Below are 20,980 nucleotides of genomic sequence, written 5' to 3'. Positions count from 1 at the left end.
TCTTACATTGCCATCACTGCTGGAGGCTACTTTTTTCGCCAAGCAAAGCCGAAATGATGCATTGCCGTTGTTCAGCATAAATTCTTTTTATCTGTTTATATAGAAGAATAGTCCCTGATCTTCGATGATGGCAGACCAACAGCTACTGAAACAAGGCTATAAATACTTGCTTACGATGGAAATTTTTATTTATCCGATAACAGCGATAGTATGAACATGAAACTGCCGAATGAAATTACGTCTTATGTATCTCAGGAGGAAAACTATGGATGTAGAAATTCAAGATGAAAAACATACCGGGCGAGTAGCCGCAGTCTATAGTGATAGAGATTCAGCCAATGCCGCGAAGCAAAAGCTCATCGATAATGGTATTTCGCCAGACGTTATCAATATCATTCAACCTGATGACGTTAATATTAGCCGAAAACTCGAACCTGAAAGCCATGGTATTGCCAAAACGATTGTGAAATCACATGGCTGGCTTGGTTTGATTGGTATGATTATCGGGGTATTGATTGCAACAGCGCTTGTCATCGTTGGTCCCGAAATGACTCAATCAAATCCTTTATATACTTATTTTGTGTTTGTTTTTTTTGGTGTCACCTTTGGCATGATGGTCGCCGGCATCGTATCACTACGTCCGGATCATGATCCTCTGATTACCAAAACAATTGAAGCGAGCCATGAACATCACTGGACGCTTATCGTACAAACGGATGACCATAAAGAAATCAATTTGATCAAAAACCTATTGAAAGGGTCGGCAATTTCAATGAGAGAAACTATCTGAGTTACCTCCAGTTAAAAAGCCAACGAGTCATGATCTTGTGACTCGTTGGGGTAAACTTTCTAAGCATTTTTACACTGATTAGTGTCACCTCTGTTGTAACTGAAAGTGTTCCGCATAAGCAGCGAAGGCAGCTTGCGCATACGGTGTTTTTACTCATGGGCTGCTTCCATGTTGACCACACAATATGTTAATTTTTATCTTGAATCTATAGAGCTGCTCATGAAAGTTGATCAGACCTTAAATTAAACAAAAAATATTTTTTCTTCATCAAAATAGGAGAAATTTTGGTGATCTCGCATGACATCTCAGTTACCGCCTGATCGTCCCAAAGTTATCCACATCTAATGCACAATTTATGTGCAACTTATCCCCTTGCTAAGACTTTAAAAACACATTATCTTGTGGTTCAATCATGTTGCGACCACAATTTGTTGTGGTTTGCCCTTTAAAGCCTTAACACACAATGCAGGAAAAATCACTATGGCGAGCGAAGCAGAACACTATATCCAACCCTCCTCTGAAACCGGCTATAAAGTTATTCGTCGTAACGGCAAAGTCACTGAGTTCAATAGTAGCAAAATTGCTGTTGCGCTGACCAAGGCATTTTTAGCCGTTGAAGGTGAAGCAGCCAAAGATAGCCGACGTATTCATGAAACCGTTACCGAACTTACCCGTCAGGTAAGTGAAAATTTGCTGCGACGTCTGGATGATGGCGGCACAGTGCATATCGAAGATATTCAGGATCAGGTTGAACTTGCTTTGATGCGTGCCGGTGAATATAAAGTTGCCCGCTCCTATGTGGTTTACCGTGAACAGCAATCTCAAAAACGTGCTGAAGAAGAACGTAAACACCCGCAACCTGCCAATGAAAGCAAACTGCATGTCACGTTGAATGACGGCACTCGCCAGCCGTTAGACATCGACCGCCTGCGTAACCTGATTGATGAAGCCTGTGAAGGTCTGGCTCAGGTAGATAACGCAGCCATCCTGCGTGATACCCAACGCAACATCTTCGACGGTGTCTCCGAAAAAGACGTCGAAAAAGCACTGGTAATGTCTGCTCGTACCTTTATCGAAAAAGATCCTGCTTACAGCACTCTGGCTGCTCGCCTGCTGATGGACAGCATCCGTCGTGAAGCTCTGAGTTTTGTTTACCAAAGCCCTCGCCAGGCATCACAGGGCGAAATGGCTGATCAATATAAAGACTATTTCAAGACTTACATCAAAACCGCCATTGAAAACGAACTGATTGATTCAGAACTCAGCCTCTATGATCTGGAACGTCTGGGTAGCGCACTGAAACCGGAAAACGATTTCAGCTTCACTTACCTGGGTCTGCAAACACTGTATGACCGTTACTTCATTCACTGCGATGGCACCCGTTTTGAATTACCACAAGCCTTTTATATGCGTGTGGCAATGGGTCTGGCCATCAATGAAATCGATCGTGAAGCCCGCGCCATCGAGTTCTACAACCTGCTGTCGTCTTTCGATTTTATGAGCTCTACTCCGACATTGTTTAATGCCGGTACCTTGCGTCCACAATTATCATCTTGCTATCTGACAACCGTGCCAGATGATCTGAGCGGTATTTACAGCGCGATGCGTGATAACGCTCTGCTATCTAAATATGCCGGTGGTTTGGGTAATGACTGGACTCGTGTTCGTGGCCTGGGCGCCCATATCAAAGGCACCAACGGAAAATCACAAGGTGTTGTGCCGTTTCTGAAAGTCGCTAACGACACTGCCGTTGCCGTTAACCAGGGGGGTAAACGTAAAGGTGCGGTGTGTGCATATCTTGAAACCTGGCACATCGATGTTGAAGAATTTCTGGATCTGCGTAAAAACACCGGTGATGATCGTCGTCGTACCCACGATATGAACACGGCCAACTGGATCCCTGACTTGTTCATGAAGCGTGTGGCTGAAGAAGGTCAATGGACCTTGTTCTCACCAGAAGAAGTGCCGGATCTGCATGATCTGACCGGTTTGGGATTTGAAAAAGCCTATGCTGAATACGAAGAAAAAGCGGCACGTGGTGAAATCCGTAATTTCAAAACCATGCCTGCCACCGACCTGTGGCGCAAAATGCTCGGCATGTTGTTTGAAACCGGCCACCCTTGGATTACGTTTAAAGATCCATGTAACCTGCGTAGCCCGCAACAACATATCGGTGTCGTTCACAGCTCAAACCTGTGTACTGAAATCACCCTGAACACATCTGATCAGGAAATCGCGGTATGTAACCTCGGTTCGATCAATATGGTTCAGCACATTGATGCCAACGGCAAACTGGATAAAGAAAAACTAAACCGTACTGTAAAAACAGCCATGCGTATGCTGGATAACGTTATTGAGTACAACTATTACAGTGTGCCACAAGCACGTCATTCCAACCTGCTGCACCGCCCTGTCGGTCTGGGCATCATGGGTTTCCAGGATGCGTTATATAAACTGCGTATTCCATACAGCACCGAAGAAGCTGTGAAATTCGCTGATGAATCGATGGAAGCGGTTAGCTACTACGCGATTGATGCATCGTCTGATTTGGCTGCAGAACGTGGCAAATACAAATCTTACGAAGGCAGCTTGTGGAGCAAAGGCATTCTGCCAATTGATTCCATCAAGATCCTTAAAGAAGCGCGAGGCGAATATCTGCAACAAGATGAAAGCCAAACCATGGATTGGGATGCACTGCGTGACAAAGTCAAACGTCAAGGCATGCGTAACTCAAACACCATGGCGATCGCACCGACAGCCACGATTTCAAACATCTGTGGTGTCAGCCAGTCAATTGAACCGACTTACCAAAACCTGTTCGTTAAATCGAACCTGTCTGGCGAGTTCACTGTCATCAACCCATACATGGTTGAAGACTTGAAACAACGTGGTTTGTGGGATGATGTCATGATCAATGACCTCAAATACTACGATGGTAGCTTGCAAGCGATTGACCGTGTGCCAGCTGAACTGAAAGCGCTGTACACCACCGCATTTGAAATGGATGCACGCTGGTTGATTGAAGCCGCATCACGTCGTCAAAAATGGCTGGATCAGGCACAAAGCCTGAACCTGTACATGGCGGAACCATCCGGTAAGAAAATGGACAATCTGTATAAACTCGCGTGGGTACGTGGCCTCAAAACCACTTATTACTTACGTTCAATGGGCGCAACCGGTGCCGAGAAAACCAGCACCGTGCCCACCACAGCAACAACTGCTAAACCGACTGCACCACCTGTGTTAAAGCCGGTTGCCAAACAAGAAGATGACTTTATTTCAGGCGAAGGTATCGACGCACCGAAAGCCTGTTCAATCTTGGAACCAGACTGCGAGGCTTGCCAATAATGTTTAACTGGGATGATCCACTTGCCGAAAAACCGGCAACCGACAAAGTCGACAACGAACTGCTGCCGCCTATGCAGCAAGCAGCTAATGAACTCGACACTCCCGAACCGTCAACGGCCAGTGTCGGTGAATTGCCATTAAATGCCAAAGCCGTAAATGCTGACGACAAACGCGTGGTGAATGGTCTAGCTGATATCAATCAGCTTGCGCCATTCAAATATCCATGGGCATGGAACTACTTCTTAAACGCCAACAAAAACCACTGGACACCGCTCGATATCAACATGGCACAAGACGTTCATGACTACCGTCATAAACTGACACTGGAAGAACGTCATGTCTATGAAAACGTACTGTCCTACCTGACCACCTCCGATATTCTCGCCATGCGTAATATCGGTCTGGCGGTAATGGAAAAAATGACCGCACCGGAACTGCAGATTTATCAGGCACGTCAGGTGTACGAAGAAGCATTGCATACCTGGACCTACCAGCACTGCATCGAAACCATTGGTCTGGATCAAAGTGAAATCTACAACCGCTACCGCGTAGTACCGGAGATTTACCAAAAGATCCAACTCGCCAATAAGCGTCTCGATACTGTTATGCGTAGCGATATCGATCTGCGTGATAAAGACGAACTGGAAAACTTCGTCATGTCCTACGCGTTCTTCGCCGGCATATTCGAAGGCTGCTGGTTCTATAATGGTTTTTCACCGATCTTTGCCCTGCAACGTCGTGGCCTGATGAAAGGTACTGGCGAACAGCTGCAATACATCATGCGAGATGAAGTTATGCATGCATCGTTCGGTATTCGTGTTTGCAGACAAATCATTAAAGAGGAAAATGTCAAACTGGATCCAAAGAAAATCCAGGAAATGTTCGAAGAAGCTGATGCAGCTGAAGCAACCTACGGTGGCTACATCCTGCGCGACCCAATTCTGGGTTACTCAAAAGAAGCCCACCATGGCCAATTCCGCTTCACCGCTAATCGCCGTGCCAAACAACTCGGCTTCGAAGAACCCTTCCCCGGTGCCGAAGCTACCCTGCCCTGGCTGGATGAACAGGCTAACATGCGGAAAGAAAAGAACTTTTTTGAGACAAAAGTTACCGAGTACCAAACAGGTGGCGGTTTGAAATGGGATTGATTTTGTCGCGTAACGTAGGGACATACAAAAAGTGAGATTATTGAGGGTTAAATCTAGACTAAAAAATACTAAAGCTGGATTTGCCCTCTTCTCTAAATATTATTTCTAGATTCGCAAGACAGAACGGTATTTTATAAAAAAGTTAAAACTAGATTTACAAGAAACATCTTTAATGAAAATAATCTATGTAAGACAATTTACAGCCCTTAATTCATTGATCTTGCACTGTATTACTTAGCTTAGATTTTCTTTCACCATCTACAGTGTTATACATTTCGAAATGGAGGTAAATAATATTATTGTCAGCAGTTTTCTTCTCTATTGATGTAAGCTTCCCAAGCTTCTCTCGCCCGTCGTAAACCATTAAATAATGACTTTTGGCTTCTCTATCTTTCCCATAATCTAACACTTGAAGAATGCCGCCGCTAAGCCATTTTTCACAGCTTTGTTCGCTATGCCCCTTGCTGCGTATTTCGGTGATTCCGAACAGCGATTCCGGAGTTATCCGATCACCCGTTAGCCGTTCTTTTTCATAATGCTTTTTTTACGCTAAGTGATCGGATTGGTCTAGTTTTCTCATCGATTCTCCAGTTAGTTCAATACGGTGACTGTTGTGCAGTAAACGATCGAGCAATGCATCTGCGATTGTTGGACTGGGTATCAGTGTGTACCATTCTGCGGTGGGGATTTGGCTGGCGATGATAGTGCTGGATTGTTGGTAACGCAGCTCCATCACATCCAGTAAATCGTTGGCCTGACGTGCGGTCAGCTTTTCCATTCCCCAGTCATCAAGGACAAGTAGCTTACGTTTAGCCAGCACAGTGAGTTGTTGCCGGTATGAACCATCAGCTCTCCCAACATGCAGCTCATCAAGCAACTCACCGAGCCGATAGTAACGGGCACTGTGATGTTGCTCGCAAGCCTGTGTTGCCAGGGCGCAGGCAAGATGTGTTTTGCCGCAGCCAGTGGCACCGGTAATGATAATATTCTGGTTGTAATGTAAGTACTGTCCGCTCAGTAATGTGGCTATTTTTTCTTTCTTAAGCCCCCGGTCACTGCGATAGTCGATACCACTGGGGCGAGCATCAAAACGAAGCTTTGCCTGCCGGACCAGGCGCGTGACTTTTGTGTTATCGCGACACAACAGTTCATGGGTTGCCAAAAGCCCAAGCCGCTCTTCGAAGTTCATATCGGCGTAGGTGTTGGGTTGTGCTTGTTGCTGTTGCAGTGCCTGGCAAAAGTGGCCCAGCCGTAGTGCTTTTAACTGTTCATGCAATGAGGATAAACTCATGGTCAGCGTCCTTATTGGTAGTAGTGTTGTCCACGGATGTTGTGGTGATTAACCGGTTGCTCATCAGCACCGGTAAAGCTGGTGTCGCGTTCTTTGTTGTTCACCAAGAGATTCGTAATCACTTTTAAATGTGGCTGCTCAAGCAGCAATGCCTTTTGACACGCAGCTTCAAGTCGTTCCTGTCCATATTTGTTGGTAAGCGTGAGGATGGCCAGACAGCTTTTAATGGCCTGTTCAGGGTGTTGTCGTCGTTGAAGCTGTGAAGTGATCACCGTACGGCACCCGCTACCGATGTTGTTAGCCCAACCAAGTAATCGCTCGGTACTCCAGCGCTGTTTTACATGGGCTTCTGGCATATGCTCTTTGACGGTGGTAAAGCCACCAGGCTGATGTTTTCTTGGATGCTGAGCAATGACGTTGCCCTGGTAATAGATACAGATAATTTGTGCTGTTGCTTCTAACGTGACGTTTTTACCAACAAGGTGATGTGGTACCGAGTAAGCATGTTTGGCATACAGCACATGATAATCAGGTCCAACGCGTGCCTGCTTGCTGTCGATATACTCATAAGCGTAAGCTGGTAAAGGCATCAATGCCGGTTTATCCAGCCGGATATACAACTCATAACGTGAGCCTGGATGAACGCGTTGTTGACGGTGGTTAAGTTCAAACAGCAGTTCCTGTATCCGCTGATTCAGGCTCGATAACGTATAGAAGTGCTCATGGCGCAAACGCATCAAGATCCAGCGTTCCACAATCAGTACCGCATTCTCAACTTTGGATTTGTCTTTCGGCTTATAGGGTCTTGCCGGCATAATGGCCGTGCCGTAGTGCCTGGCCATACGTGCATAGTTTTCATTCAGTATTGGCGCGTATGAACTGGCTTTGGTCACGGCTGAACGCAGATTGTCGGGGACTAAAAGCTGAGGCACGCCATCGAAGAACGTAAAGGCATGGACATGTGCCATGATCCAGTCTTGCAGCTGTTGCGAGCGCATCGCTTCAACATAAGTATAGTTCGATGCACCCAACGTTGCGACGTAGATTTGTGCCTCGTAGAGGACTTCACCCGTGTTGGGGTCAATTATCGGAACAGTCGGTCCGCAATAATCAATGAACAGCTTGTCCCCGGCAAGATGCAGCTGTCGCATGCTGCGTTTTTGTGTTCTTACCCACCGACCGTAATGTTCACAGAACTGGGTGTAACCATAGGCGGTTGCCGGTTCTTCCTCTCGATACTCCTGCCACAACAACAGTTTGGTCATGCCCTTGCGTTTGAGCTCATGGTGCATGGTGACAAAATCAGGCTGGCGTTTGTGGCGTGAGACGTTTCTGCCTTTATAGACGGCATTTTCAAGCTCGGTGTCACTGCATTGCTCTGGCAATGGCCAAGTGAGTCCGCTGGCAGAAAAACGGGATAGAATTTCACTGACGGTCGCAGGGCCAACCGCACAGCATTTACTGACGTCTCTTAAGCTGAGACCTGCGTCAAATCGTAGTCTCAGGATATCTTTTATCTTGTTCATTTGTGTTCTCTTTCTAGCCATGGTCAGCCATTCCTCAGTAAAGTTACGTCAGGAAAGCTTACCAATTGATTTAGTTAGAAAAAGAACGGTATTTCGGCATTCCGAACACTTGCTTCGGTAAACCGAACAGTGATTTCGGAAAAAGGCTAAAAGTGTTCGGATAAAACCGAAACAGGCGATCGGATTAAACCGAAATGGGTGATCGGATTGAACCGAAATCAGTGATCGGATTCAGCCGAAACATGCACCTTGCGAAGCACTTTGAACTCCAAGACGCATGGCCCCTGGCTTTCCACCATTGCTCTAGTATGAATTATGACATCTGCTCTACCATGCGCGCCTCTTGTCTCCTGACTAACATTATCTTTCCCCAGAATTGCTGATAGTGTTAGTGTAAACCTAAGAGCGATTCGATCCTCAGCTTTATCAATCAATTTATATTGCCCCTGATGATCCCAAATCATCATTCCGCAAGTAGGAAGCTTTGTTTCTCGCTCGTGGAATTCATTCGAAAACTTATCAACATCCTCTTTTGAAAAGCGTTCTTGCTCTTTCCCATAATGAATCAATAATTCATATTCATCTTTTTCAGTTAAAAACACAGATATAGTTTGAATAGCATAATCGACAATCGCATGAAAAAGACCTTCACCACAAACTGCTTCTATTTCATGAAGTTTTTCTTCTAATTGATTCCAGACGCTATCATCATTACCAGAAAATGGAATTACTCTAGTTTTATTAAGGGAAGAATCCAAACATAAAAAAATCTTACCCGGTAAATCGTAGCCTTTATTTTTCCTAAGCGAAGCAATTCCAATACCGAGATTTTCTACATCTCTTATACATTCGGGCGGGATGAACACAAAATATGACACACCTGAACTCGGCATAGAATTAAGGGCATTTCGATTCCGGAAGTATTCGCAAATAAAGGATGTGAAACGATATTGCTCTTCGTCTTCCCCCTGCGCAAAGGGTGACGTATTTTCGGGTATATTGGATTTGACTCTATTAAGAATGTTGTCGTCTAGTTGCAATATGGGTTGACTCATTTCTCATTCCTTAAGAGCTTACTGAAACTTCATCTAGGTAGTTAATATATCTATGTACACCTTCGGTTGGCGTGTATACTCTGTCTTCTGGAAACATTAGTACTACAGCCTTTTTGCTAAGGTTTCCCTCCATCTCAGAAAACTTAACGCCTTCCCCCTCAGATGCTGCGGCATAATGGAAATCTAGCTGAGTAATGGTATTAATTTTTTGGGTCGGTATAAGAGAGCACGCAGACATAAACTCTCTTAAATAGTTAGCTTGTTCACGAAAATAACTATACTCAGCAAGCGTTTTTATACACAGAATTCCACGTTTGGTAATTCTGAAATCCGCAGCGAGCCAAAAACCATTGTCATCACTGAATGGTTTGAAGTTTTTTGATTCGACAAAACCTTGCAGTATCAATCTACCAATATCCCATTGTGCTTTAGGAAAATAAGGCCCCCTCATATGTTTTAGTGTGTACGACTCAGGCATTACTAACATACAGACAGGTGAGAGAACATTCGCAAGATAAATATATCGATGAAGCTGTTCCATCTGGATTGTGTTTATCCCGTTCCGCTCTGCACCCTCAAGCAACATTAAAAGCCACGCTCTACTTGCTAAGAAGGGATTGCTATTCATGCCCTAATCCTTTTGGTTGTCAGCGTCAGGATAAATCGCATCGTTGAATAATTGTTCGTAATAGTTTCTGTAGTTAACTAAAGCTGCATTTGGTGCTGATAGTTCTAGCAGATTGATTATGTGTTTCTTCCGATTACTTATATCTATTACTGACAGAGGTAAATGTTCGTTATGCACACTTCCTGGCTTACCTGAAAGTCGTTGATTTCTATTCTGCTCTATGTGCTCAGGCATATCCTCTGCTCCAAGCAAGCTTGATATCATTGAGCTTTGATTGAGATTTGTTGAAGCCAAGAATACATTTTGACCGTTATTCTTATCACCAAAAGAGCGAAACAACCTGCTGATTTCATGCATAAAGATACTATCAAGGCTAGCTTCAGGTGTTTCCATGACAACCATTGCCGGCGAGTTAACTGACTCAGTTACGATATCAATTAATGAAAGCCTAAATGCTAAATCAATAAACTCCCTTTGTGACTCTGAAACTTGCTCATCAGACTCCCTATATTCGGGGTGCTCAGTATGCACTCCAGACGTCATTTTGACCTTAAAATATGGTGTTTTTACTTTTTCCTTCCCCCCTTGACCAAGAGGCCCCTCATAATAATCAAGCTCTAGCATTACTGTCTCAGCAAGAAGCTGTGAGCAGTAGTATTCAAATTTTTTCTTTAGTAGCTTGAGTTTGTCATCAAACGATTTTCCCTGAAGCGCTATTTCTTGACTATAAGCTAGCGTTTTCTTTTTCCTTGTGTCGTCATATTGCTGTAGCATTCCTTGCCAACTTTTTAACTGTTTAGCCAACTCCTGTGCATCCGAATCATCACTCGGTAAAGTTTTTTCAATAGAAGCAACTTTTCGGTACCATATTTCTCTTTCTTTTGATGTAGAACTAATGAGTTCTAATAAGCGTCCCTGTTCTATATAAAGCCCATGAAGTATTAACTTTTGGCTCTCATGATCTTTTAAACACTGTAGCGATTTTTTATGTAATCGTTCAATTTCTGCTGCCGCTCTTTCTGGCTCACTAACCACATTGGCGAAAGATTCTTGGACATTTTCAGTAGAGTGGCAAACGGGGCATTGTTTCTTTTCTATAGATTTTTCAATTACATAATATGCATCTTCAGATTCGTTACCACAAACAAAACATCCTCCACCAGATGATAAATTACCAAGTAAAATCTTTATGGTGTCATCTAAATTTGGGAAGTGCTTTGAAAGCATACTGTGTTGGGATTCTTCAATTCCAAATTTGTACTCATCAAAATCTCGACGAGATTGAGCTATTTTTACTTTTGCGTTGGTGATTTCAGCATTATTATCGGAAAGTTCGTCATTTATCTCCGCTAATCTTCCCTCGATACCATTTAAATGAGCAATTGCTGAAGCATATTCCTTACTATTAGTTTCTGTTTCATCAGAAGTTAAGTGATCAAGCTCATCCTTTATTTTATTTACAGACGCCAGTAAATTTCTGTAGTTACTGTCAGCACTCCTGGCTTCATCCCTATATTCAGCAGCAACCTTTGCTGACTCTCTATCGAAAAAAAGTATTCGGAAAATTTCAAACTGGGACATGTGATCCCAAATTAAGTCTGATCGATCTTCCAAAAAGAAAACTAGAAATTTAACAACTGAGAAAAAATCTATAAAAGATGGAAGCCCTGATAGTTCTACAACTTTTTCTTCATATATATCTTGGCTAGCATCAATATCAACATCATCGATAGATAGGCTAATAACTTCTAGATTCGATAATTTTCTTTTTAATTTGATTCTTCTTTCACCAAAGCTAATTATTCCCTCAATCGTTGCATCTAGGGCGCCATCTTTGACTCTGCTTGAAAAAAACTTTCTTCTTCTCCAACTGGTTAATTCATTCTTGCTACTACCAAGTGTTTTTTCTCCACCTTTTGGAGCATCATTTGGACCAACTAACAATCTGTAGACCCCATTGAGTAGAGTCGTTTTTCCTAGGCCGTTTATGCCAACAATTAAATGCACCCCGCCGTTGAAATTGTGCTCTAAGCCATCGCTTTTTTCATTTTTGTAAAGTTGATAGTTCTCAATCTTTAAATTTCTAAGTACTGGAAAACAAATCAAAACTAATTCCTTTTATTCTTTTACGAAGTATAACGCTGTCTCATCTAGATCTTTAGCCCAGCCCTGTTGGGCACTTGATTTCATTATTCTTATTGTTGTTTCTTCTTTAAAAGACAATTCTAGATTATTACAAATTTCTTTTGTAATTCGTGCAGTGTCTATTCTTATATTTGCGTAACGGCTGTCACCGATAACTATACCGACCATTCCACCTTTCGTTAGTATTCGTTGGGATTCCCTCAATATTGCTTCAATGTCACTAAAATAAGAACCTACCATATTTGGTATTTGTTTATTCCAAAGCTGCTCTTTAACTGCATTTAATTTTTCCAATGTATCAGAAAGCGTTGTGGATTTAGGTGGAGATACAACATCAAATTTAGTTTGTACATGTGATCTGAATGTATTTTGTCGAAGAGTTTTATTCTCTTCCGACGAATTTAGGTAGCCCAATACCCACAGCTCAACATTATATATATCTGTATAGTCAAAAGTGTTGGGGTATGGCGGAGAAAACAAAACCAAATCACTATTTTGCACTTCGCTGAGCTTCAAGCGCGAGTCCCCCCTATGAAGGCAATAATTACTTAGCCTTCTGCCAGAGTATTTTGAAATATCAAATATGGCTTCATTCACTTTTTTCTCTAATAGTCTATCGACATCGCTACTAGCTACCACACGAGATTGCCAATTTTTCCGATAGCGACGCCCTTTCCCACTGATGACAACATTACTAAGAGGGATTAAAACGGAACCAAGTAACACTTTAAAAAGGCATTTATTAACACTATCAGTAAGTGCTTCTATCGCCATTCTGTACTGAGCAATTCTATTCAAAACATCAGGTTTGAAAAGCCATCGCTCTACTCCACTCTTCTTATACAATGTACTTGGGCCATTAGAATACAGCTCTTCCAATTGTGGATCATGAAATTCAACACTTCTTATTACATCCATCCAGTCATTAATCAGCGAATCTAAATCGTATGATTGAAGCTTACTCTGTATCAAATCTGCAATGAAAGGATTCACCTCAATCGTAGTTGGAGTTATTCCAAGTAGTTGGGCAGTTAATGCCGTTGTACCAGACCCACCGAAAGGATCTAGTATTTCGTTCACTTTAATAGGCGTCTTGGCAATAGAGTCAATAACAAACTGCGGAGAAAACGCTTCCTTGAAATTAAACCATCTCTGAAAAGGAACATCTTTTACACCTTGGGCAGTACTTATAGGTACAGACAAATCTTGGCTACCTATGAAATTCCTTATATTCCTTTCGGAAATATGCATTGACCTAATTCCTTTATATTAATAAAATATACGTATATATTTTTATTATATACGTATATTATAAGAGAGTCTATAAACTTGAATGCAAATGATATAACTATAAAAACTGGCGCTAAATTGCGTCGGTATTTCAAAAAAAAAGGAATAACCCAAAAGGATCTGGCTACTGAGTTTGGAACGCGCCAAAGTTGGATTTCAAGAATATATAATGGTAACTTCAGCTCAAGAAGTGAAATAGCGAGAAAACTTTGCGATAAAGCTGGTATCTCTTTTCTAGATTCAGCTTCATTATCTGATACTGATGAAAAATTGATGAGTGTAGCTCACCAAATATCAAGCTTATCCATTAGGGACAAAAAAGCGTTAATTCGACTTACCAAACTATTTGAACAATTATAGTGCGCATAATTAACCCCCACCTCTTTTCATTTATTTTGTTGAAGTTCAATGATCGTCGAGAAATTTTTATTGGAATTGAAATTTTCCGTTTCAATCCCCTTATAGAATATCGGACGCCAGACTTACTAAAGCAAATGATAAGTTCCAGTTTATAAATCAAATCTGTCAATATTATCTTCGTTACTAGAAATACTGCTAAGTTGAATATTATCTGGTTCAAGGGATAAGCCTTGTGCCAAAACACCATCAATTAATACACCCATTATTTTTGCAACCGCCTTAACCTTATCGCCATCGGGCAAAACAAAATGATTACGGGAAAACGAATACAAAAGCGCCTTAGCAAAAAACTCTCTGGCTAGCACCCTTTTTTCGTCGTTGAAACTACTTGAAAGATTGTGAAAGTAATAATTTTCTAGTCTTGCAGAGGCATGGCCTCGGATATTTTCTTTTGGGTGGCAACGCAACCATTCATTTAATACTTCATCGACTGGTATCTTTAGGACTTCGCAATAGTCATAGATAAACTCGACCGAGGGATATCTTTTGCCTTGCTCATAATCATGCAAGGTGTTTTTACTTATTTCCAAAGCATCTGCCAAGTCTCTCAGCGAATACATCTTCAGCTTATATCGTCGGGCACTCGCTTGGAGCTCACGAAACGTCTCCGGCAATTCTTCGTCTGGGAATAACTCGTCGAAGAACGCAAGGTCAGATTGATATAGTTCTTGCAAACCTGAAACATTATCCATTGCCTCAAACCTTTCGGCCATTTTGAGCTTGTACTGGTAAATTTCAGGGCATCGAAGAAACTTCATAAAGCGCCCAAACTCTTCCATCGATTGAGTTGATATCTCATTTTTCTTTTTACGCATTTTCGATCCGATACCAGTAAAAGGAATTCTTTGCTATTTCTGACAAAACGCTTCTAGTCCCAATATATTGGGACAGTAAAACGGCGTCAAATATGATGAAGCTTTGAGTAAATAAATTTCTTAGAGGTTCGAATGACAATACAGTCAGATATAAGCATCAAACCTTTGACTATCCATCGAGAATTAGTTGAAGCGTTTGCAAAAGGCCCGGACTCTGCCGGTATCTTGCAAGGGGTACGAAAACTTAGAAAAGGCCGACCACATACCCCAACTTTCTTGTTCCCCTCCCCTAAAAATGGTGGTCATTTTATTGGGTGTGAAGGAAGCTTAGAACCATTGATGGCGTTGGCTCTAGAGCTTAATCCAGACATTAAGCAATATCGTGGTCAACCAATAGAATTACCAGGTCCTAACGGAAGAAAAATTACCCCAGACTTTGCAGTCGACTTGGGTGATGGTTTTGCTGTGATAGACATAAAGCCCGAAGGTCGTTTATCCAGCCCTCGAGTGAAAGTACGGATGCAGCATATCCGAACATTACTCCAACAGGCGCATATCCCTCATTTCATCATGACTGAGAAACAGTTATGCCGGCAGCCATTTTTACAAATTCGCCAAGCCTTCAAAAAAGGCCTCGGCATAAAGCTTACTACGTATCAACGAAACAAACTTTTGCACTGTATTGATGAGCAAATAACCACGGTGCAAAAACTCAGGGAATATGCCATCGAGTGTGGATTCAGGCCACACATCATCGAAACAGCCGCAGCAAGTGGAATGCTGACATTTAACTTAAACACGCCTTGGGCGGAATATTCAAAAATAGGAGTGAATCATGAACATAACCGACTCTCTACTTCAGGTTGGGGCACGGTGCACGATATCTGCTTACCCATTTGAAGTCGCTTTTGTCAGTGACAGTGGTATACGTCTTAGCCCTGAACATGGAGGGTCACAGAGACACTTAAACTTTGGAACAATTAATGAATTAATTGAACAAGGTGATCTGGAAATAACATATACCCCGCCCACGATCGATGAAGGGATGCTTAGCAGTCTCACTGAGAAACAATTACAGGTATTCAATCGAAAACTAGCATATGTCCAATCAGTGTATAAAAATCACGAGCACGCTCGTTCGCAGAAAAAGATACATAAAACCATCAGGCAAACAGCGCTAGAAATTGGGGACGTAAAACCGCCGGCAAGTTCTAGTGTTGCAGGTTGGGTGAAGCTTTGGATTGATGGTAAATACGACCGTCGTGTTTTTCTACCAAAACTTAAACCCAGTCGCTCTGATATCAATAACGAAAATCCAGAACTGTTAGTGATATTGAGAAAAGCCGTAAATAGCGTTTATTTGAATCGACAGAAGAACCCTCAATCTGCGGTTATGGCAGAAATTCAAATTCTGATCGCTGAGTACAATGCGAGCCATGACGACCAACTTGAGATTCCATCCAAAGAAAAGCTCAGACGGTTTATCAATACAATGGATAGTTACGAAGTATCGCTTCGCCGGCACGGTAGACACTTTACAAACCGAAGATTTCGAGCAGCCGGTATAAGCTTTGTAGCAAGAGAACCACTCGAAATGGTCATGGCTGATGGTCAGGTGATGGATGTTGTGCTTGTTCGCGAAAATGAAGATGGCACTTTTGATGACATTGGCCGCCCTTTCCTAACAGCTTTTATAGACATTAGAACTCGTGTCATCCTTGGTTTCTATATTTCATTAGCCCCTTTCTGTGGTGCCACCCTGCTACGCGCGCTAAGAAATACAGTCGTAAATGATAGTACCCAACCAAAAGGCATTCCCAGTAAGCTCATTATTGATAACGGTGCTGATTATCAGGATTCGGGTTTTCTAAAAGCCTGCAACAAACTCAATATATTGGTTGAGGCCTGTAAGCCCAGAGATCCGAATGCAAAAGCGCTTATAGAACGCTTTTTCCGGACATTAAATACAGATCTAATCCATAAACTATCTGGAACCACTTTCTCAAATCCAACAGAGCGTGGTGATTACAACTCTCAGGCTATGGCAAGACTCACCCTTGATGATCTTCGTCATCATGTCGAGACTTGGATCGAAGACGTTTATCACCTTCGCGTGCATCGTTCGTTGGAAAGGGCTCCGATTGATGTCTGGAATGAAGAATCACCTAGTTGTTACCCAAACACCCTCAGCCTTAAAGATGCAGAGATTTTATTGCGTGATGAACGTGAATGCACTCTCTCCAAAGGCAAAATTGAAGTTCATGGACTGCAATGGAAATGTCCTTCATTGACAACATGGGAAATGACCAGACGACGACTCACTAAAGATCGAAAAGTCATCGTTCGCATTGATGAGCTCAATCTTTCTGAAGTCTATGTCGCGACAAATGACGAACCTACCAACTTCCACAAAGCCTATTCACGTACCCCAGGCTATACATATAACTTGTCCTTATACGAACACAAACTTCTCAAAGACGAACTGAAGAAAAAACGAATCACAGCCCGCATGACACGTATGGAAGACAGAGAGCTTTATGAATATCGGCTGGAATATTACGCAGCACTCGGTCATGCAGATGACAAAGTTGCTAAACGGAAGCTAGAGCGCTTACGTGATTTGAAAGCTCGTCGGAGAATAAAGGACGTTGAAAAAATTACTACTGATGAGCGCAGTAAGAAAAGTGGCAATAAAGCTGACTTGACTCCTAAACCTGAAAATTTCACAAGAAATGCTCCCAATCCAGAGCAGGACCATTCTAAAACTCTGCCATCTAAACAAGTCATGCCTAGAAACAAACCTAAGAGCCAATTCGAAATCACTCACATCAATAAGAGGGCCCCATTATGAGCCAGAAATATCAAACTGAAAAAGTTATGAAACAAGACATGGCAGAAATTACCAGTAAACTCTCCTCTGTCATTATTAAACACCATAAACTTCAAAGTGGTTTCGACTTAGTAAAACGTACAATGACGGATAATGAAATTTTAGTCGAAAATAAACATGCAGTAATCATTGGCGATTCAGGATGTGGCAAGTCGTCTTTGATGGACTTGTATCAACAAACTCACTGCCCGAAAAACATTGAGTTTCAATTAGGTGCGAGATTGGACGTGCCGGCCATTTTTTCTTCTGTACCAAGTCCAGTAACCCCCAAAGCCATGTCCGTTGAGTTATTAAAAGCGGTGGGAGATAACTCTGGCCTATCCCAAACTTCACATGCTTTAACAGAAAGATTGATTTATCACTTGAATCATTCGAATGTTGAAGTCGTTTTTCTTGATGAATGTCAGCACTTGCTCTCTCTAGGAGCGAAAAATAAAAATCTGAGTATTAGTACGCGTTTAAGAGAATCCTTAGACTGGATTAAATCGTTAACCAACAAAACTAAAGCCACATTCGTTTTGATGGGAATGCCTGAGCTGCTGGATATCATCAGAGCTGATGACCAATTGGCCCGAAGGTTTACGAACACGCATTATCTGAGCCCTTTTGATGAACCGACACAACCGGAAAGTTTGTTGGTCGCGTTTACAGATGAGTTGCTACTCGAAGCTAGCGAAATAGTATTAAGTACTGGCCCCTCTCCTTATTTTAGAGAAATCCACTATTTTTGCGACAACCCAGATGATGCGCGACGACTTTATTTAGCAACAGGCGGTAATCCATCGAAGGTAAAAACTCTCGTCATCAATGCTGCATGTATTGCTTATTCTGAAATGAGCCACGAAATTAATATGACTCATTTTACTAAAGCTTTTCAAAAACTTGAGGAAGCCAACTTAAATGCTAAAAAAGCTGCTGCAGAACAGCAAAAATTAAGAGAGCGACATGCTCAAAAAGAAGTCGGGAAATTCCAAAATCCATTTACACTCGGAATGGAGCAGCTAGATTTCTTATTATGTGAGCATGCAGCATGAATAGAATTACTGCTCTTCCGTTTATCCCCACAGCTCAACTGAATGAATCTCCCATGAGTCTTTTGCGAAGAGCTGCCATTGGAAATGGTTATACAAACCTGCTTTCGCTATTGCATTCCCTCTCTCCTAATATCGATCATTCTGTGGGAATGATCGGCTATGTGGCGCGAAACCCAACGTTGTATAAAAGTCTTTGTGAAAAGCTTGGTATCACTGACGGATGTCGGAGACGAGTTTCTTACAAAAGAACAGGGAATGGGCGAGAAGATAGTGTTCTCTGGCAAGGGTTAGAGGTACAGATAGGAGATCTGCAATTTAGTACAGAAAAAGTCTGTATTCCTTGTTATTTAGAAAAAGGATATACCATTGCCGATTGGGAGCATTTTGCTGCTATAGGCTGCCCAAAACACCAGGTCTTTTTAGATACCAGCTGCCCTGTCTGCAAAACACCCTGGAGTTATGAGCAAGTGCCTCTCACTTGTGGTTGCGATCCAGAAACAGCTTTATCACTGGTCAGACCACTGCATAAGAACCGAGCGGCTTTGTTGACTAAAATTGTTAAGGGTAATAACCAACAGAAGATTTTGGTGCTGTCTAATTTAAGGCGTCTTTTTGAATGGTGGTCTCAGCTGAGTGTCCATCTATCTCAAGCTGAACAATCTGATTATCTTTATCACTTGATGACAGGTAAATGGCCTAAGTTAGAACAGGATAAAAATGCTTTTGGAGTACACCCACGAATACTCTTTTTACCGTTATTATCTGCTTCTGATAGTGGCACACAGCTTTTAATTAAAAAATTACTTGAAGTAAAAACAATTAATCTCAGAAATTTAAACATTGAGTTCAGTTTTATCACTAGAAAAGATGCAGAGCTGTTACTTGGAATTAGTCGTGCTAGGTTCAACAACTTCATAAAACAAGGGCTAGTTCATCGGGATATTGCGGGCAAATTTGATCTTCAACAAATAAATCATCTTTTATTGATTTCAAAGTGGCTACCGTTCAACTCAGAAAAAGAGTTGTTATGGAAGAATAATCGTTCAATAGCATCCCATTTTTCAGTGGCAGCGTTGGTAAAAAAGGACGTTGAGAACACTCCGCTTCCTGCACACCACTCAACTAGGTCAATACCATCATTAAGCCAACAATCAATCCTCACCCTCTGTGATGCCACACATATTCTTCAAGCTAATGCGGAATCGATCCGTCATTTAATAAAAATTGGTTTAATCAAAGCAACCAAAGGCACACAGGTAAGTGCTGTTCAGTGGAGTATAAAAAAAGAAGAGCTCCAAAGTTTTAACCAAAAATATGTATTTGCCTCCGCGATTGCCCGAGAAATAAACCTTCCAGTTACTACCACATCAAGTCGATTACAATCTTTGGGCCTGCTTCCTATCAGCGGCCCTGGTGTTGATAAAGGAAAAACATACTTATTCGCTCGCTCTGATCTGAATTCTGTTAGCAATGAAATATTAATCAACAGACCGTACAAATCACCTGCTGGACGAAAGCGAATAAATGACATGTCCTCGTCCGCAACCACGCTAACAAGCCAGCAAGTGGCTAGAGAATTACATCTAGATACTTATCAAATCCGATTTGTCGTACGTGATGGATGGATTACGGGTAGCAAGAACTCAAAGGGCCATTATTTGTTCCGTGCAAGTGACGTAGACAATCTGGCTGACAAAATAAATAATGATTATATCGATCTCGATAGAGCCAAAGATTACACAGATCAATCCATCCAGTCCTTCAGAAGGACTTGGATTATTTCTGGGCTTGTAGATGAGTATAAACTGGGTAACCGTAGATTAATAAAGAACGCAGATCTTCTTGTGGTACAACGTCTTTGGATTAACAATAAAACTTCCACCCACATTGCCAAACAGATAGGACGGCAACGAAGCTTCTGTATCAACCTTGAAAAGATAGGATTGCTGAAACCAACATTGATCATTGGTAAAAAGGAAAAGAAAATAAAGCTTTATCCTGACAATCATCCGATTTATCAGTGTTATTCAATATCTAGTTAGGTAAGCTATCTCAGCTTGCTGTTGATCTATAAGCAGTTAAACTAGGATGACAAAACCGTGACCTTCAATTTCAATGCTTTGGCTATTTCTGATGATGAACTGAATACTGCTTCAGATATTCTTGGTATCTATGTCAAGAATCAAAAAGCACTGAACCATTCTATAAATGATGGCCTGAACGCTAGCTGTCTCAAATTGCTACAAAACGAGTTGGCACTTAATTCTTTGGAATTAAGTCAATTGTTAAATGTATCCATTCGCACTCTATCTCGAAGAAAATCCTCCGGAAAACTGAATAAAAATGAATCACAGCGTGTTTTTTTACTGACAATTATGATTGTCATAGCAAACAAAGTCTTGGGGGATCATGGCTCAGCACTCAGATGGCTCAAATCACCTAAAAAAGCCCTCAATGGTATAAGCCCACTTGAGCATGCAAAGTCAGATCAAAAAATTGAGAAACTCATCAACATACTGCACCAAATAGAGCATGGAGTCTTTCTTTAGTGACCGCAGAATTAAGTATGGTGCCTGATTAAATTTAGCAACAACTCGTTA

At 41.9% G+C, this 20,980-nt stretch carries 16 protein-coding genes; 9 read left to right on the top strand and 7 right to left on the bottom strand.

Annotation, left to right across the window (positions count from 1 at the left end):
* Positions 1-265 precede the first annotated feature (265 nt).
* From Q7A_RS09085 to Q7A_RS09075, 3 genes are all read left to right on the top strand, one after another.
* Positions 266-790 carry a hypothetical protein gene (locus Q7A_RS09085; protein ID WP_014707053.1) on the top strand — a complete coding sequence of 175 codons (525 nt, stop codon included), beginning with the start codon at positions 266-268 and terminating at the stop codon, positions 788-790.
* A gap of 480 nt (positions 791-1,270) precedes the next feature.
* Positions 1,271-4,138, top strand: coding sequence for a ribonucleoside-diphosphate reductase subunit alpha (locus Q7A_RS09080; RefSeq protein WP_014707052.1), 2,868 nt, complete (start codon positions 1,271-1,273; stop codon positions 4,136-4,138).
* Positions 4,138-5,286 carry a ribonucleotide-diphosphate reductase subunit beta gene (locus Q7A_RS09075; RefSeq protein ID WP_014707051.1) on the top strand — a complete coding sequence of 383 codons (1,149 nt, stop codon included), beginning with the start codon at positions 4,138-4,140 and terminating at the stop codon, positions 5,284-5,286. Before Q7A_RS09080 ends, Q7A_RS09075 begins: the two co-directional genes overlap by 1 nt.
* Before the next feature lie 544 nt (positions 5,287-5,830).
* Here the strand turns inward: Q7A_RS09075 and istB are convergent.
* The 6 genes from istB to Q7A_RS09040 form a co-directional block, all read right to left on the bottom strand.
* Positions 5,831-6,577 carry an IS21-like element helper ATPase IstB gene (gene istB / locus Q7A_RS09065; RefSeq protein ID WP_014706061.1) on the bottom strand — a complete coding sequence of 249 codons (747 nt, stop codon included), beginning with the start codon at positions 6,575-6,577 and terminating at the stop codon, positions 5,831-5,833.
* A gap of 11 nt (positions 6,578-6,588) precedes the next feature.
* A complete protein-coding gene (istA, locus tag Q7A_RS09060; RefSeq protein WP_041354483.1) occupies positions 6,589-8,124 on the bottom strand; it encodes an IS21 family transposase in 1,536 nt (511 codons plus the stop codon).
* Between the two features lie 197 nt (positions 8,125-8,321).
* The gene (locus tag Q7A_RS09055) at positions 8,322-9,158 is read right to left on the bottom strand and encodes a hypothetical protein (protein ID WP_014707049.1); all 837 of its coding nucleotides are present in this window, start codon (positions 9,156-9,158) and stop codon (positions 8,322-8,324) included.
* A gap of 10 nt (positions 9,159-9,168) precedes the next feature.
* Positions 9,169-9,786 (bottom strand): hypothetical protein, encoded by a 618-nt coding sequence (locus Q7A_RS09050; protein ID WP_041354482.1) that lies wholly within the window; start codon positions 9,784-9,786, stop codon positions 9,169-9,171.
* A 3-nt stretch (positions 9,787-9,789) separates the two neighbouring features.
* On the bottom strand, positions 9,790-11,892 hold the full coding sequence (locus Q7A_RS09045) for an AAA family ATPase (protein WP_014707048.1): 2,103 nt from the start codon (positions 11,890-11,892) through the stop codon (positions 9,790-9,792).
* A gap of 12 nt (positions 11,893-11,904) precedes the next feature.
* Positions 11,905-13,182 carry a hypothetical protein gene (locus Q7A_RS09040; protein ID WP_014707047.1) on the bottom strand — a complete coding sequence of 426 codons (1,278 nt, stop codon included), beginning with the start codon at positions 13,180-13,182 and terminating at the stop codon, positions 11,905-11,907.
* A 78-nt stretch (positions 13,183-13,260) separates the two neighbouring features.
* Between Q7A_RS09040 and Q7A_RS09035 the strand changes: the two genes are divergently transcribed.
* Positions 13,261-13,581, top strand: a complete 321-nt coding sequence (locus Q7A_RS09035) for a helix-turn-helix domain-containing protein (RefSeq protein ID WP_169712027.1) — start codon at positions 13,261-13,263, stop codon at positions 13,579-13,581.
* 149 nt (positions 13,582-13,730) lie between these two features.
* On the opposite strand, the gene Q7A_RS09030 is transcribed toward Q7A_RS09035, so the two are convergent.
* Positions 13,731-14,456 (bottom strand): helix-turn-helix domain-containing protein, encoded by a 726-nt coding sequence (locus tag Q7A_RS09030; RefSeq protein WP_014707046.1) that lies wholly within the window; start codon positions 14,454-14,456, stop codon positions 13,731-13,733.
* A gap of 132 nt (positions 14,457-14,588) precedes the next feature.
* Between Q7A_RS09030 and Q7A_RS09025 the strand changes: the two genes are divergently transcribed.
* Genes Q7A_RS09025 through Q7A_RS09005 form a run of 5 tightly spaced genes read left to right on the top strand, consistent with a single transcriptional unit; the run spans position 14,589 to position 20,929 of the window.
* Positions 14,589-15,356 carry a PDDEXK family nuclease gene (locus Q7A_RS09025; protein WP_014707045.1) on the top strand — a complete coding sequence of 256 codons (768 nt, stop codon included), beginning with the start codon at positions 14,589-14,591 and terminating at the stop codon, positions 15,354-15,356.
* Positions 15,292-17,307, top strand: coding sequence for a Mu transposase C-terminal domain-containing protein (locus Q7A_RS09020; RefSeq protein ID WP_041354481.1), 2,016 nt, complete (start codon positions 15,292-15,294; stop codon positions 17,305-17,307). Before Q7A_RS09025 ends, Q7A_RS09020 begins: the two co-directional genes overlap by 65 nt.
* Positions 17,304-18,380 (top strand): TniB family NTP-binding protein, encoded by a 1,077-nt coding sequence (locus Q7A_RS09015; protein ID WP_014707043.1) that lies wholly within the window; start codon positions 17,304-17,306, stop codon positions 18,378-18,380. The genes Q7A_RS09020 and Q7A_RS09015 overlap by 4 nt, the downstream gene beginning before the upstream one ends.
* Positions 18,377-20,422 (top strand): MerR family transcriptional regulator, encoded by a 2,046-nt coding sequence (locus tag Q7A_RS09010; protein ID WP_014707042.1) that lies wholly within the window; start codon positions 18,377-18,379, stop codon positions 20,420-20,422. The genes Q7A_RS09015 and Q7A_RS09010 overlap by 4 nt, the downstream gene beginning before the upstream one ends.
* A gap of 57 nt (positions 20,423-20,479) precedes the next feature.
* Positions 20,480-20,929: an antitoxin Xre-like helix-turn-helix domain-containing protein gene (locus tag Q7A_RS09005; protein WP_014707041.1), complete on the top strand. Its 450-nt coding sequence runs from the start codon at positions 20,480-20,482 to the stop codon at positions 20,927-20,929.
* Positions 20,930-20,980 lie beyond the last annotated feature (51 nt).

Origin of the sequence: Methylophaga nitratireducenticrescens (assembly GCF_000260985.4) — a bacterium.
In the GTDB taxonomy this organism is placed as follows: Bacteria; Pseudomonadota; Gammaproteobacteria; order Nitrosococcales; family Methylophagaceae; genus Methylophaga; species Methylophaga nitratireducenticrescens.
Note: the sequence above shows the minus strand (reverse complement) of the source record. Positions and strands in the feature narration are given on the sequence as shown.